This window comes from Comamonas sp. FG99 (assembly GCF_057808605.1).
Genome location: NZ_JBMDII010000021.1, coordinates 50,705 through 65,029, shown reverse-complemented (window position 1 = coordinate 65,029; position 14,325 = coordinate 50,705). Strand labels below are relative to the sequence as shown.

Below are 14,325 nucleotides of genomic sequence, written 5' to 3'. Positions count from 1 at the left end.
GATTTCAAACGGGCGCCAATGCGGCCTGCAGGCGGCTGCGGTACTGCAGCAGCTGGGCCGCCACCGCCACCGCGATCACCTCGGGCTCCTTGCCGTCCACGCCGGGAACGCCTATGGGGCAGGTGATGCGGTCGATCTCCTCGTCGCCAAAGCCGCGGGCCTGCATGCGGTGGCGAAAGGTCTGCCACTTGGTGCGGCTGCCGATCACGCCCACGAAGCCGAGGTCGGCCCGCTTGCGCATGCGCTGGAGCACCGCGAGCAGGATCTGGAAATCCTCCTGGTGACTGTAGCTCATTGCCAACAGCGAGCTGCCCGGCGGCAGGCCCGCGACCGCCGCCTCGACCGGATCGGAGTATTCGCACTGCACGTTCTCGGGCACCTGGGCGGGAAAGCCGTGTTCGCGGCTGTCTATCCACCGCACCTGCAGCGGCAGCGGCGCCATGGCCTGGACCAGCGCCCGCCCCACATGGCCGGAGCCGAACAGCGCCACCGACATCCAGGCCTGCGACAGGGCCTGGCGCAGCGACCCGATGTCGCCCGCGGCCACGCGGCGAAAGCGCAGGTGCACCACGCCGCCGCAGCACTGGCCCAGCGAGGGGCCGAGCGCATAGCGCTCGCGCAGCTCGCCGGGCAGCGGCTGGGCCAGCAGGCGCAGCGCCTGCTGTATCGCCATCCATTCCAGGTGGCCGCCGCCAATCGTTCCCACGGTGGCGCTGTCGGTGGCGCATTCAGTGGCGCCAAGCTTGCCGCCCGGCGCGAAAACGGCCATCCACGCGCCTTTTTCGCGCGGCACCGAACCCTGTGTAGACTCCACTTCGACCAGGCATGCCGGCTGGCTTGCCAGGCGGTCCAGAAACTGTTGCAAAGCCGTCACACTGCGTCTCCTTGGGGGATCAACCCTCAGCCCATGTCCACGGCGCCTGCGGCAAGCGAAACCATTTCCTCACCATGAGCACCTCTTGCACTCCCCCCCCCGAGCCCGGCGAGCCCGGCCTGCTGGCGCGCATCCGGTCCTGGCTGGCCCCGGCGCCTGCGGCGGCCGTCGACACGCCGGCCAGCGGCGCGGCATCGACCACCGTGTCGCAGGCGGAAGACGAGATCGCCTACCGCGCCGAGGCCGCCGCGCACCTCTATGCCTGCCATGCGGCCCGCATCTTCCACGGCATTCTGCCCTCGCCGCTGTACGCCATCGCGGTGCTGCGCACCGATATCGACGCGGCAGGCCGCATCCGGCGGCTGCACTGGCTGCGCGAGCCCGGCCATGCACCGGAGGTGACGGCGGAAATCGAGCAGCTGCTGCACGCGGCCGCGCCTTTTCCGGCCGCCGCGCAGCTGGGCGCGGTCAGCTATACCGAGACCTGGCTCTGGGACGAATCCGGCCGCTTCCAGCTGCAGACGCTGACGGAAGGTCAGGAGTGAAGGCCCATCTTAGGCGGGCAGACGGCGGGCGCTATACGGCCAGGCATAGTGCGCCTATCCGCGCTTCGATCTAGCGGAATTTGAGTGTTTTTGGCCACCAGAGCTTATGCATAAAGCGCTGGCAGCTATTATTTTTGAATATCCGCAGGCGCGGGCGCGCACCCCCGAGCGGGGGCGCGCCACCTAGCCGGGCTCGGGGCCGGGCTCAGGAGCCGCGGTAGGTGCCGTAGCTCCAGGGGCTCACCAGCAGCGGCACGTGGTAGTGCTGGTCGGTGTGGGCCACGCCGAAGTCGATGCTCACCACGTTCAGGAAGTTAGGCTCGGGCAACTGCACGCCCTTGGCCGCGAAGTAGGCCGCCACATCGAACGACAGCCGGTAGGTGCCGGCCTTGATGCTGTTGTTATCGAACAGCGGGGCGTTGGTGCGCCCGTCGTGGTTCAGGGTCTCGCGCTTGATCAGCGTGGCCTGCTCGCCCTGCGTGGCGTAAAGCGCGATCTGCATGCCCGCGGCGGGGCAGCCGTTCATCGTGTCGAGTACATGAGTGCTCAGTCCCATAGGGGTATCTCCTATTCATTGTCAACCACATCCGGATCATGATGTGCACCGAAAGTGTATACACTTTTTGCGCAACACGTCTATGATGCAAACCATGGAATCGACATCTACCTCTGCGATCGCCCAGGCGCTGACCCGCGCCATTGTGGAGCACAAGCTCCTGCCGGGCACGAAATTGGCCGAGCAAAAGTTGGCCGATCACTTCGGCGTGTCGCGCACCCTGGTGCGCCAGGCGCTGTTCCAGCTGTCGCAAAACCGCCTGGTGACGCTGGAGCCGGCGCGGGGCGCCTTCGTGGCCACGCCATCCGCCGAAGAGGCGCGCCAGGTGTTCGCCGTGCGCTACATGCTGGAGTCGGAAATGGCCCGCAGCTTCGCGCGCCAGGCGACGCCCGCCAAGATCAAGGCGCTGCGCGAGCATGTGCGCCAGGAGGCGGCGGCCGTGCACCGCGCCGACGTCAGCAGCCGCACCGAGCTGCTGGGCGACTTCCATGTGCGCATCGCCGAGCTGATGGGCAACGAAGTGCTGGCGCAGATGCTCGGCGACCTGATCTCGCGCAGCGCCCTCATCACGCTGATGTACCAGACCGAAAGCGCGGCGGCCCACTCCCACGAGGAGCACGAAGACATCGTCAACGCGTTCGCAGCCAAGGACGCGGAACGCGCCGTGCAGCTGATGCAGGAACACCTGCAGCACGTCGAGCATGGCCTGACCTTCACGCGCGACGTACCCGCCAACGACCTCTCCATGGCCTTGTCCACCATCTCACTATGACCCTCTACGACGCCACCCAGCCCTATCCCCGCGACCTTGCCGGCTACGGCCCCAGGCCGCCCCATGCCCAATGGCCCCGGCACGCCCGCATTGCGGTGCAGTTCGTGCTCAACTACGAAGAAGGCGGCGAGAACTGCGTGCTGCACGGCGATGCCGCGTCGGAACAGTTCCTCTCCGAAATGTTCAACCCCGCTGCCTACCCCGAGCGCCACATGAGCATGGAGGGCATCTACGAATACGGCTCACGCGCCGGCGTGTGGCGCCTGCTGCGCGAATTCGAGCAGCGCGGCCTGCCGCTGACCGTGTTCGGCGTGGCCTCGGCGCTGCAGCGCTACCCCGAGGTGGCCCAGGCCTGCGTAAGCCTGGGCCACGAAATCGCCTGCCACGGCCTCAAGTGGATCCACTACCAGGGCGTGCCCGAAGAGGTGGAGCGCGCCCACATGCGGCAGGCGATGGAGATCTTCCAGCAGCTGTTCGGCAGCCGCAACGAGCACGGCCTGGGCTGGTACACCGGCCGCGACAGTCCCAACACCCACCGCCTGGTGGCCGACTTCGGCGGCTTCGCCTACGACAGCGACTACTACGGCGACGACCTGCCGTTCTGGATGAAGGTGAAGAAGAGCGACGGCAGCAGCGCCAACCAGCTGATCGTGCCCTACACCCTCGACTGCAACGACATGCGCTTCGCCCTGCCCCAGGGCTACTCGCATGCCGACCCGTTCTTCCAGTACCTGAAGGACAGCTTCGACGTGCTCTACAAGGAGGGCGATCCCGCCGGGGACAACGCGCCCAAGATGATGAGCATCGGCATGCACTGCCGCCTGCTGGGCCGCCCCGGCCGCATCACCGCGCTGCAGCGCTTCCTCGACCATATCCAGCAGCACGAGCATGTCTGGGTGTGCCGCCGCATCGACATCGCCCGCCACTGGGCCGCCACCCACCCCTGCAAGGACTAATGCCATGGCCTACACGCTTGAACAACTCAACCAGGCGAGCCCCGCCGAAGCCGCCAAGATGCTCGACGGCCTGTACGAACACTCGCCCTGGATCGCCGAGGCGGCGATCGCACAGCGCCCCTTCCAGTCGCTGGCGCAGCTCAAGTACGCGATGGTCCAGGTGCTGGCGAGCAGCAGCGACGCGCAAAAGCTCGAACTGATCCGCGCCCACCCGGAGCTGGCCGGCAAGGCGATGGAGACCAATACGCTCACCGCCGAGTCGAGCAACGAGCAAGGCAGGGCGGGCCTGACCAACTGCACGCCCGAAGAGCTGGCCCACATCCGCCAGCTCAATGCCGACTACCAGGCCCGCTTCGGCTTTCCGCCGGTGCTGGCAGTGCGCGGCCCGCGCGGCCTGGGCCTGCCCAAGGCCGAGATCATCGCCACCTTCGAGCGCCGCCTGCACAACCACCCGGCCTTTGAGCGCGATGAGGCGCTGCGCAACATCCACCGCATCGCCGAAATCCGCCTGAACGACAAGTTCGGCTACGAGCCCCTGCTTGGCAACGACGTCTGGGATTGGCAGGAGCGCCTCGCCCAGCACAGCGACGAAGGCTATGCCGAGAAGGGCCAGCTCACCGTCACCTACCTCACCGACGCGCACCGCGCCTGCGCCCAGCGCATCAGCCACTGGATGCGCGAGAGCGGCTTCGACGAGGTCGAGATCGATGCCGTGGGCAACGTGGTGGGCCGCTACCACCCTGCCCAGCCCGATGGCAAATACCTGTTGACCGGCAGCCACTACGACACCGTGCGCAACGGCGGCAAGTACGATGGCCGCCTGGGCATCTTCGTGCCCATGGCCTGCGTGCGCGAGCTGCACCGCGCCGGCAAGCGCCTGCCCTTCGGCATCGAGGTCGTCGGCTTCGCCGAAGAGGAAGGCCAGCGCTACAAGGCCACCTTCCTGGGTTCGGGCGCGCTGATCGGCGACTTCAACAACGACTGGCTGGAGCAGAAGGACGCGGACGGCATCACCATGCGCGAGGCCATGCAGCATGCCGGCCTGTGCATCGCCGACATTCCCAAGCTCCAGCGCGACGTCGCCAAGTACCTGGGCTTCATCGAGGTACACATCGAGCAGGGCCCGGTGCTCAACGAGCTCGATATCCCGCTGGGCATCGTCACCTCGATCAACGGCAGCGCCCGCTATGTCTGCGAGATGATCGGCATGGCCAGCCACGCCGGCACCACGCCCATGGACCGCCGCCGCGACGCCGCCTGCGGCGTGGCCGAGCTGATGCTGTACGCCGAAAAGCGCGCCGCGCAGGACGGCGACTCGGTGGCCACCGTCGGCATGCTTCAGGTTCCCAACGGCTCGATCAACGTGGTGCCCGGCAGCTGCAAGTTCAGCCTGGACATGCGCGCGCCCACCAATGCGCAGCGCGATGCGATGGTGAACGACATCCTCGCCGAGCTGAACGCGATCGCCGAGCGCCGCGGCCTGCGCGCCAGCACCGAGCTGACCATGCAGGCAGCGGCCGCCCCCAGCGCCCCCGAATGGCAACAGCGCTGGGAAGCCGCGGTGGATTCGCTGGGCGTGCCGCTGTTCCGCATGCCCAGCGGCGCCGGCCACGACGCGATGAAGCTGCACGAAGTCATGCCCCAGGCCATGCTCTTCGTGCGCGGCATCAACAGCGGCATCAGCCACAACCCGCTCGAATCCTCGACCGCCGACGACATGCAGCTGTCGGTCGATGCCTTTACCCACGTCATTCAACAACTTGCGAGCCAAGCATGAGCAACACCACCTATACCGCGCTGGACCAATGGATCGACCAGCACTTCGATGAGCAGGTCCGCTTCTTCCAGGATCTGGTGCGCGTGCCTACCGACACGCCGCCCGGCAACAACGCGCCGCACGCCGAGCGCACCGCCGAGCTGCTCAAGGATTTCGGCTACGAGGCCGAAAAACACGTGGTGCCCGAATCCGAGGTCAAGGCCTACGGCATGGAGTCGATCACCAACCTGATCGTGCGCCGCCCCTTCGGCAGCGGCGGCCGCACGGTGGCATTGAACGCCCACGGCGACGTGGTGCCGCCCGGCGAAGGCTGGACCAAGGACCCCTACGGCGCCCAGATCGAGGACGGCAAGCTTTTTGGCCGCGCCGCCGCGGTGAGCAAGTGCGATTTCGCCACCTTCACCTATGCGCTGCGCGCGCTCGAAGCCGTGGCCAAGCCGGCCAAGGGCGGCGTGGAGCTGCACTTCACCTACGACGAGGAATTCGGCGGCCTGCTCGGCCCCGGCTGGCTGCTGGCCCAGGGCCTGACCAAGCCCGACCTGATGGTCGCCGCCGGCTTCAGCTACGAAGTGGTGGTGGCGCACAACGGCTGCCTGCAGATGGAAGTGACGGTGCACGGCAAGATGGCGCACGCCGCGGTGCCGCACACCGGCGTCGATGCGCTGCAGGCCGCCGTGGCCGTGCTGAACGCGCTGTACGCCGAGAACACCAAGTACCGGCAGATCACCTCGAAGGTGGCGGGCATCAAGCACCCGTACGTCAACGTCGGCCGTATCGAGGGCGGCACCAACACCAATGTGATTCCCGGCAAGGTCGTGCTCAAGATCGACCGCCGCATGATCCCCGAGGAAAACCCGGCCGAGGTGGAAGCCAGCATCCGCGCGGTGATCGCCCAGGCGATTGCCGGCTTCAACGCCCAGGGCGGCTACAGCGGCGAAGACGCGGTGACGGTGGACATCAAGCGCCTGCTGCTGGCCAATGCGATGACGCCGCTGCCGGGCAACCAGCCGCTGGTGGACGCGATCCAGACCCATGCCGAGGCGGTGTTCGGCGAAAAGCCGCCCGCCGTGGGCACGCCGCTGTACACCGACGTGCGCCTGTACGTCGAGCAAGGCATTCCCGGCGTGATCTATGGCGCCGGCCCGCGCACCGTGCTGGAGTCGCATGCCAAGCGCGCCGACGAGCGCCTGGTGCTCGAAGACCTGCGCCGCGCCACCAAGGTGGTCGCGCGCATGCTGCATGACCTGCTGGCATAAGAGCTATGCGCTGGCGCGGCAGCGCCGGCGCAACACACGGCACGGGCACCTTCGGGTGCCCGTTTTTTTGCCGCCAGGCCGCCCCCATGCCGCCAAAGGCTGCGAAGATGGGCGCCATCTCCTTGTTCCACAAGGCTTCGGCGGCTCGGCCGGCGCGCCCAGGAGCCAACGCCGCGGAGGGTTGCCATGCGCTTCGGCCACCGTCGGTTGCAGCAGCAACGAACAACATTTCAGGGTTTCCCGGGAGACGGCAATCCATATAACGTGTATACACTTTTTGTATGGATTGATTGCGCGCATTTTATGCGCACCACCTCTACAACACCGATGATCCGCTATTAGGAGAGAAACGATGCAGCCGCAAGTACACCCCGTCGATGAAATGCTGCCCCTGGGAAGATTGACCGCGCTCGGTCTGCAACACGTGCTGGTGATGTATGCCGGCGCGGTGGCGGTGCCGCTGATCGTGGGCCGGGCGCTGAACCTCTCGCCCGACCAGATCAGCAAACTGATCTCGGCCGACCTCTTCGTCTGCGGCCTGGTCACGCTAATCCAGGCCTGGGGCGCCACCCAGTGGTTCGGCATCAAACTGCCGGTGATGATGGGCGTGACCTTCGCCAGCGTCGCGCCGATGATCTCGATGGCCCAGACCACCGGCGGCACCTACGGCGCCGGGCTGATCTTCGGCTCGGTGATCGGCGCGGGCGTGGTCTCGATCATCATCGCGCCCTTCATCAGCCGCATGCTGCGCTTCTTTCCGCCGGTGGTGACCGGCACCATCATCGCGGTCATCGGCATCAGCCTGATGCGCGTGGGCATCAACTGGATCTTCGGCAACCCGGTGGGGCCGACGGCTCCGGCGGTGGCCAACCCCGAGCACCTGAAGTGGCTGCAGGCCGCGCAGGCCGCCGCCGGCGCGCCGGGCTCGTCGCTGCCGCCGGTGCCCAGCGGCCTGGCCATCCTGCCCTCGGTGCCCAACCCCAAGTACGCCGACCTGACCGGCGTGGGCATCTCGGGCGTGGTGCTGGTCTCGATCCTGCTGATCGCCAAGTTCGCCAAGGGCTTCCTGTCCAACATCGCGGTGCTGGCCGGCATCGTGATCGGCGCCGTCATCGCCTCCGCCATGGGCCTGATGAACTTCGACAAGGTGGCCAAGGCCGGCTGGTTCGACATCGTGATGCCGCTGGAAATCGCGATGCCGGTGTTCAACCCCATCCTGATCCTGACCATGTCGCTGGTGATGGTGGTGGTGATGATCGAATCGGTAGGCATGTTCCTCGCGCTGGGCGACATGACCGAGCGCGAGATCAGCCAGGCCGACATGACCCGCGGCCTGCGCACCGACGGCCTGGGCACGCTGCTGGGCGGCATCTTCAACACCTTCCCCTACACCAGCTTCTCGCAGAACGTGGGCCTGGTGGCGGTGACCGGCGTCAAGAGCCGCTGGGTCTGCGTGGCGGGCGGCTTCATCCTCATCATCCTGGGCGTGCTGCCCAAGCTCGGCGCACTGGTGGAATCCCTGCCCACCGTGGTGCTCGGCGGCGCCGGCCTGGTGATGTTCGGCATGGTGGCGGCCACCGGCATCCGCATCCTGGGCAACGTGGACTTCCGCGGCAACAAGCACAACGGCATGATCGTGGCCGTGTCCATCGGCGTCGGCATGATCCCGCTGATCGCACCCAACTTCCGCCAGTGGATGCCGCACTCCATCCACCCGCTGATCGAATCGGGCATCTTGCTGGCCTCCATCTGCGCCGTGCTGCTGAACGTGTTCTTCAACGGCGCCAAGAGCAGCACCGAAGACATCATCGCCGCCGCCAAGCAGGCCGATGCCCACTGATTCTCACCGATGAAACACGGCCCCGCAGAATGTTGTCCAACACAGCATCTGCGGGGTTTCACGCCGCTACACTTCTCAGGGAATCTCCGACGAGACAGCGTCCGCGAACCAGAGCACGATGTTTCTTGATCGGTGACGACCGAGAGCCGATTCGACCCGAGAGGCGCCACGCCTCTTTCTGTTTTTTTGATGAGCAACACCTATGGCACAACAACTGTCCGCCGCTGAACAAGCATTGCGCGAAGCCGCCCGTGAATACCACCGCAGCCCCAGCAAGGGCAAGATCTCGGTCAACGCCACCAAGCCCCTGTCCAACCAGCGCGACCTGTCGCTGGCCTACTCGCCGGGCGTGGCCTATCCCTGCCTGGACATCCAGGCCGACCCGTCGCTGGCGGCCGAGTACACCTCGCGCGGCAACCTGGTCGGCGTGATCACCAACGGCACCGCGGTGCTGGGCCTGGGCGACATCGGCCCGCTGGCCGGCAAGCCGGTGATGGAGGGCAAGGGCTGCCTGTTCAAGAAGTTCGCGGGCGTGGATGTGTTCGACATCGAACTCGATGCGCGCGACCCCGACAAGATCATCGAGATCGTGGCCGCGCTCGAGCCCACGCTGGGCGGCATCAACCTTGAGGACATCAAGGCGCCCGAGTGCTTCTACATCGAGCGCGAGCTGTCCAAGCGCATGAACATCCCGGTGTTCCATGACGACCAGCACGGCACCGCCATCATCTCCAGCAGCGCGCTGCTCAACGGCCTGGAGCTGGTGGGCAAGCAGATCGACCAGGTCAAGATCGCGGTCTCGGGCGCCGGCGCCGCCGCCATCGCCTGCCTCGACGTGATGGTGGGCCTGGGCGTCAAGCGCGAGAACATCTACGTGGTCGACTCCAAGGGCGTGATCTACGAGGGCCGCCCCGGCGGCTTCGACGAATCCAAGGCCCGCTACGCACAGAAGACCGAAGCCCGCACGCTGGCCGACGTGGTCAACGGCGCCGACGTGTTCCTCGGCTGCTCGGCCCCCGGCGTGCTCACCGCCGAGATGGTCAAGACCATGGCCGACAAGCCCATCATCCTGGCGCTGGCCAACCCCGAGCCCGAGATCCGCCCCGAGCTGGCCAAGGCCATCCGCCCCGACTGCATCATCGCCACCGGCCGCTCCGACTACCCGAACCAGGTCAACAACGTCCTGTGCTTCCCGTACATCTTCCGCGGCGCGCTGGACTGCGGCGCCACCAAGATCACCGAGGCGATGAAGCTCGCCTGCGTGCGCCAGATCGCCGCGCTGGCCAAGGAGAACATCAGCGAGGAAGTAGCCAACGCCTATGCCGGCAAGGAGCTGGTCTTCGGCCCCGACTACCTGATCCCCACGCCGTTCGACTCGCGCCTGATCCTGAAGATCGCGCCCGCGGTGGCCAAGGCTGCCGAGGAGTCGGGCGTGGCCACGCGCCCGATCGCCGACATGGAAGCCTACAAGGAGCAGTTGTCGCGCTTCGTGTTCCAGACCGGCATCCTGATGCGCCCGGTGATCAGCGCCGCCAAGGCGGTGGCCGATGCGCAAAAGCGCGTCGCCTACGCCGATGGCGAGGACGAGCGCGCGCTGCGCGCGGCCCAGTTCGCCATCGACGACCGCATCGCCCGCCCCATCCTGATCGGCCGCCCCGCGGTGATCCAGGCCCGCATCGAGAAGGCCGGCCTGCGCATGCAGCCGGGCAAGGACTTCGAGGTGGTAGACCCGTCGGACGACCCGCGCTTTCGCCAGTACTGGGAGCACTACCACCAGCTGATGAAGCGCGACGGCGCCACCGCCGAGGTGGCCAAGGCGGCGGTGCGCCGCTCCAACACCATCATCGCCTCGCTGATGGTCAAGCTCGGCGATGCCGACGCCATGATCTGCGGCCTGGTCGGCACCTACGAGACGCACCTGGAGCGCATCCACAACATCCTGGGCCATGCGCCCGACGCCTCGCACTACGCGGCGCTGAACGCGCTGATGACCAACAACGGCACGCTGTTCATCACCGACACCTACGTCAACGAAGACCCCACGGCCGAGCAGCTCGCCGACATCGCCTGGATGTCGGTGCAAGAGGTGCAGCGCTTCGGCCTGCCGGCCAAGGTGGCCTTCCTGTCGCATTCGAGCTACGGCTCGTCCAAGCGCGCCTCGGCCAGGAAGATGCGCGCCGCGCGCGACATCTTCGTGGCCCGCCATCCCGAGATCGAATGCGACGGCGAGCTGCACGGCGATGCCGCGCTCGAGCCCAAGATCCGCGCCACCTACCTGGGCGAAGCCGACACCTCGCTCAAGGGCGCGGCCAACCTGCTGGTGTGCCCGAACCTCGATGCGGCCAACATCCTGTACAACGTGCTCAAGACCACGACCAGCGGCGGCGTGACCGTGGGCCCGATCCTGATGGGCGTCTCGGCGCCGGCCTACATCCTGACGCCGGCATCCACCGTGCGCCGCGTGCTGAACATGACCGCCCTGGCCGTGGCCAGTGCCGCCGCACGCCGCGCCTGAGCGGGCCTTGCGCCCATGAAAACGGGGCCTTCGGGCCCCATTTTTTGTTTTTGGCGTATTTGTTTGTATGTAGAAGCCGCGTCTCTGCTCTCCAAAAATCAGCCCTGCGGCAGCTCCCAGAACGCCTTTCCATCCCCGCCGCACATGGCCTCGGCAATCCGCTGCGCGGTCGGCAGCGATCCGGTCAGCCCCAGATGCCCATGCCCCACCGCCAGCCACAGCCCCGGCAGCGCATCGACATGCCCCACCACCGGCACCGAATTGGGCAGGCAGGGCCGGTGGCCCATCCAGCTCTCGGCCGGCCGCTCGCCCAGCGCCGGGAAAGCCTCGCGCGCGATGCGCTGCAGCATCGCTGCGCGGCGCGGGTTCGGCGGGGCCTTCAGCCCGGCGATCTCCACCGTGCCGCCCACGCGCAGGCCGCCCTCCATCGGCGCGACAAACACCTTCTTGTCCGCCAGCACCACGGTGCGCTGCACCAGGGCCTGGGCGCCGGCGAACTGCACGTGGTAGCCGCGCTGCGACTCGATGGGCAGCCACATGCCCAGCGGCTTGAGCAGCTGCGGCGCCCAGGCGCCGGCCGCCACCACCACCTGGGAGCAGGACTGTGCCGGCGCGCCGTCCATCTCGATGCGCCAGCCCTCCTCCAGCGGCCGCAGCCGCCGCACATCGGCCCGCAGCAGCTGCCCGCCGCGGCGCAAGAAGGCCTGCAGCAGGGCCTGCACATAGCGGTAGGGGTTGAGGACCGTGCCATGGTCCGCCAGTAAGCGGCCGTGCGCATAGCCATGGGGCGCCTGCGGCTCCAGCGCCTCGATGCCGGCGCGGTCCAGACGCTGCACCGCATAGCCGTACTGCTCGCGCAGCTGCCAGCCCAGCGCATCCTTGTCGGCCGCCGCCGCATCCGGGTACAGGTGCAGGTGGCCGTGGCGGATGAACAACTCGGGCACGCCCAGCGCGCGGGCCATGCGCTCGTGCGCATCGACCGCGCCACGGTACAGCTCGTTCAGCACCGCGGCGGCGGCCCGCACCTTCGACGGCTCGGCGGACTGGGCGAACGCCACCAGCCAGGAGGCCGCCCGCGGCAGGTAGCGCAGCGGCAGCGACAGCGGCCCGTCGGCATCCAGCAGCATGCCGGGCACGCTCCTGAGCACGCCGGGCAGCGCCAGCGGCGCCACCGAGCCCGGGCTGATCGCGCCCGAATTGCCATAGCTGCAAGCCATGCCCGGCTCGCCGCGCTCCAGCAGCGTGACCTCGGCGCCCCGGCTGCGCAATGCCAGCGCGGTACTCACGCCCACCACGCCGGCGCCGATCACCGCGACGCGCGGCGGCTTTTCATTTGCCGTATCTGCGGCCATATTCACCATCCAAAATGCCCGGCCCACACCAGCGCGGCCTCGGGCGTGAAGGCATCCGCCGCGAGCTCCTGCTGCAGCCGCTCGCGCGGCCAGCAGGCGAACTGCTGCACCTCGCCGTCCTGGTTGCTCGGCACCAGGCCCTGCGGCAGGGTGCAGCGCCACCAGTGGATGTCTTCGTGCATATAGCTCAGCCCCCGGCCGTCGCTGTCGCCATCGCTGGCCGGCTGGCGAAAGCGCAGCACGCCGCCCCGGTGCAGCGCCTGCAGCTCGGCCATGCGCAGGCCGGCCTCTTCCCAGGTTTCGCGCGCCAGCGCCTGCTCCAGCGTGTCGCCCGACGACACCATGCCGCCCATCAGCGTGTCCCAGCGGCCGGGGTAGCTGTCCTTGTGGGCCGAGCGCTGCTGCACCCAGCAGCCGCCATCGGGCGCCAGCCCTACCAGGTGCACCGCCTGCGTGGCAATGCCCAGCGGCCGCACCGCGCCACGCTCGACCGTGCCCACCGCATGGCCGCCTGCCGCGCGCACCAGCAGCTGTTCGTTGCGCCAGGCGCCGCTGCGGCCCGCGGCGCGCAGCGCCTGGGCCAGGCGGTTCAGCGCGGCGGTAGCGTCGCCGCGCTCGAACTCCAGCACCCAGGCCGCCGCGCCCGCATGCTCGCGCTTGATCAGCAGCACGCCATCGGCCAGGCGGCCGGGCAGCCCGGTCTCGATCAGGAAATGCTCCAGCAGCGAGCCCACCACATGGCCGCCCACCACGAAGGGAATACGCGGCTGCAGCGGCGGGCGCTGCAGCGACTGCCGGGCCTGCAGCGCCCAGGCCGGCCCATCCGATCCATTGCCCATCGATGCCCTCACGGCAGCAAGATGGTGCTGCCCGTGGTCTGCCGCGCCTCGAGCGCACGGTGCGCCGCCTGTACATCGGCCAGCGCAAAGCGCTGCTCGATGTGGATCTTGACCTGGCCCGACTCGACCACCGCGAACAGGTCGTCGGCCATGGCCTGGCAGGCCTCGCGCGAGGACAGGTGCGCGAACAGCGTCTGGCGCGTGACGTACAGGCTCTTGGGCGCGAGCGACGCGGGCGCGAACGGCGGCACCGGCCCCGAGGCATTGCCGAACGAGACCATCAGCCCGAAGCGCCTGAGGCACTGCAGCGAGCCCTCCCAGGTGTCCTTGCCAACCGAGTCGTACACCACTTTCACGCCCCGCCCGCCGGTGATCTGCTGCACCCGCTCGGCAAAGTTCTCGCTGCGGTAGTTGATGGCATGGGCCGCGCCGTTGGCCAGCGCCAGCTGGCATTTCTCGTCGGAGCCGGCGGTGGCGATCACCTGCAGGCCCAGCGCCTTGCCCCACTGGCAGGCGATCAGCCCCACGCCGCCGGCAGCGGCATGGAACAGCACATGGTCGCCGGCCTCCAGCCCCTCGGCAGGCCGGCAGCGCTTGAGCAGGTACTGCGCCGTCATGCCCTTGAGCATCATCGCGGCGCCGGTCTCGAAGCCGATGCCATCCGGCAGGCGGCAGACGAACTGCGCGGGCATGGTGCGCAGCTCGCTGTAGCTGCCGGGCGGGTTGGTGGCGTAGGCCACGCGGTCGCCCACGCTCAGGTGCGAAACGCCCGGGCCCACCGCCTCGACCACGCCGGCCGCCTCCATGCCCAGCTGCAGCGGCAGCGGCAGCTGGTACAGGCCGGTGCGCTGGTAGACGTCGATGAAGTTCAGCCCGATGGCGTGGTGGCGGATGCGCACCTCGCCCTGCTGCGGCTCGGCCACCGGCACCTGCACCAGCTGCATGGCCTCGGGGCCTCCGGTCTGTTGAATCTGTACGGCTAAAGGCATGGGCTTGCTCCTTCGGGGGGAAAATGACTGCGCCAGGTCGCGCGCGTGTCGAAT

The 14,325-nt window shown here is 68.0% G+C and carries 12 protein-coding genes; 7 read left to right on the top strand and 5 right to left on the bottom strand.

All coding sequences use genetic code 11. The features are described 5' to 3' along the window. Nucleotides 1-4: 4 nt before the first annotated feature. Nucleotides 5-874, bottom strand: a complete 870-nt coding sequence (gene xdhC, locus ACODRX_RS15325; RefSeq protein ID WP_488872385.1) for a xanthine dehydrogenase accessory protein XdhC — start codon at nucleotides 872-874, stop codon at nucleotides 5-7. A 74-nt stretch (nucleotides 875-948) separates the two neighbouring features. On the opposite strand from xdhC, the gene ACODRX_RS15320 reads away from it, so the two are divergent. Next, nucleotides 949-1,419, top strand: coding sequence for a hypothetical protein (locus ACODRX_RS15320; RefSeq protein WP_488872384.1), 471 nt, complete (start codon nucleotides 949-951; stop codon nucleotides 1,417-1,419). Between the two features lie 205 nt (nucleotides 1,420-1,624). Here the strand turns inward: ACODRX_RS15320 and uraH are convergent, their stop codons facing one another. After that, nucleotides 1,625-1,975 carry a hydroxyisourate hydrolase gene (gene uraH / locus ACODRX_RS15315; protein WP_488872383.1) on the bottom strand — a complete coding sequence of 117 codons (351 nt, stop codon included), beginning with the start codon at nucleotides 1,973-1,975 and terminating at the stop codon, nucleotides 1,625-1,627. Between the two features lie 94 nt (nucleotides 1,976-2,069). Between uraH and ACODRX_RS15310 the strand changes: the two genes are divergently transcribed. From ACODRX_RS15310 to ACODRX_RS15285, 6 genes are all read left to right on the top strand, one after another. Then, entirely contained in the window at nucleotides 2,070-2,747 is a 678-nt protein-coding gene (locus tag ACODRX_RS15310) for a GntR family transcriptional regulator (RefSeq protein WP_488872382.1), read from the top strand. Beyond that, nucleotides 2,744-3,703 carry an allantoinase PuuE gene (gene puuE / locus ACODRX_RS15305; protein ID WP_488872381.1) on the top strand — a complete coding sequence of 320 codons (960 nt, stop codon included), beginning with the start codon at nucleotides 2,744-2,746 and terminating at the stop codon, nucleotides 3,701-3,703. The genes ACODRX_RS15310 and puuE overlap by 4 nt, the downstream gene beginning before the upstream one ends. A 4-nt stretch (nucleotides 3,704-3,707) precedes the next feature. After that, nucleotides 3,708-5,480: a 2-oxo-4-hydroxy-4-carboxy-5-ureidoimidazoline decarboxylase gene (gene uraD / locus ACODRX_RS15300; RefSeq protein WP_488872380.1), complete on the top strand. Its 1,773-nt coding sequence runs from the start codon at nucleotides 3,708-3,710 to the stop codon at nucleotides 5,478-5,480. Continuing rightward, on the top strand, nucleotides 5,477-6,736 hold the full coding sequence (locus ACODRX_RS15295) for a M20 family metallopeptidase (protein ID WP_488872379.1): 1,260 nt from the start codon (nucleotides 5,477-5,479) through the stop codon (nucleotides 6,734-6,736). The genes uraD and ACODRX_RS15295 overlap by 4 nt, the downstream gene beginning before the upstream one ends. A 352-nt stretch (nucleotides 6,737-7,088) precedes the next feature. Then, nucleotides 7,089-8,576 carry a nucleobase:cation symporter-2 family protein gene (locus tag ACODRX_RS15290; protein WP_488872378.1) on the top strand — a complete coding sequence of 496 codons (1,488 nt, stop codon included), beginning with the start codon at nucleotides 7,089-7,091 and terminating at the stop codon, nucleotides 8,574-8,576. A gap of 202 nt (nucleotides 8,577-8,778) precedes the next feature. Next, nucleotides 8,779-11,091, top strand: a complete 2,313-nt coding sequence (locus ACODRX_RS15285) for an NADP-dependent malic enzyme (protein ID WP_488872377.1) — start codon at nucleotides 8,779-8,781, stop codon at nucleotides 11,089-11,091. Between the two features lie 98 nt (nucleotides 11,092-11,189). On the opposite strand, the gene ACODRX_RS15280 is transcribed toward ACODRX_RS15285, so the two are convergent. From ACODRX_RS15280 to ACODRX_RS15270, 3 genes are read right to left on the bottom strand one after another with little or no spacing between them, the layout of a single operon-like run. Continuing rightward, nucleotides 11,190-12,470, bottom strand: coding sequence for an NAD(P)/FAD-dependent oxidoreductase (locus ACODRX_RS15280; protein WP_488872376.1), 1,281 nt, complete (start codon nucleotides 12,468-12,470; stop codon nucleotides 11,190-11,192). Continuing rightward, the gene (locus ACODRX_RS15275; protein ID WP_488872375.1) at nucleotides 12,446-13,282 is read right to left on the bottom strand and encodes an NUDIX hydrolase; all 837 of its coding nucleotides are present in this window, start codon (nucleotides 13,280-13,282) and stop codon (nucleotides 12,446-12,448) included. The genes ACODRX_RS15280 and ACODRX_RS15275 overlap by 25 nt, the downstream gene beginning before the upstream one ends. Before the next feature lie 8 nt (nucleotides 13,283-13,290). Beyond that, on the bottom strand, nucleotides 13,291-14,271 hold the full coding sequence (locus ACODRX_RS15270) for a quinone oxidoreductase family protein (RefSeq protein ID WP_488872374.1): 981 nt from the start codon (nucleotides 14,269-14,271) through the stop codon (nucleotides 13,291-13,293). Nucleotides 14,272-14,325 lie beyond the last annotated feature (54 nt).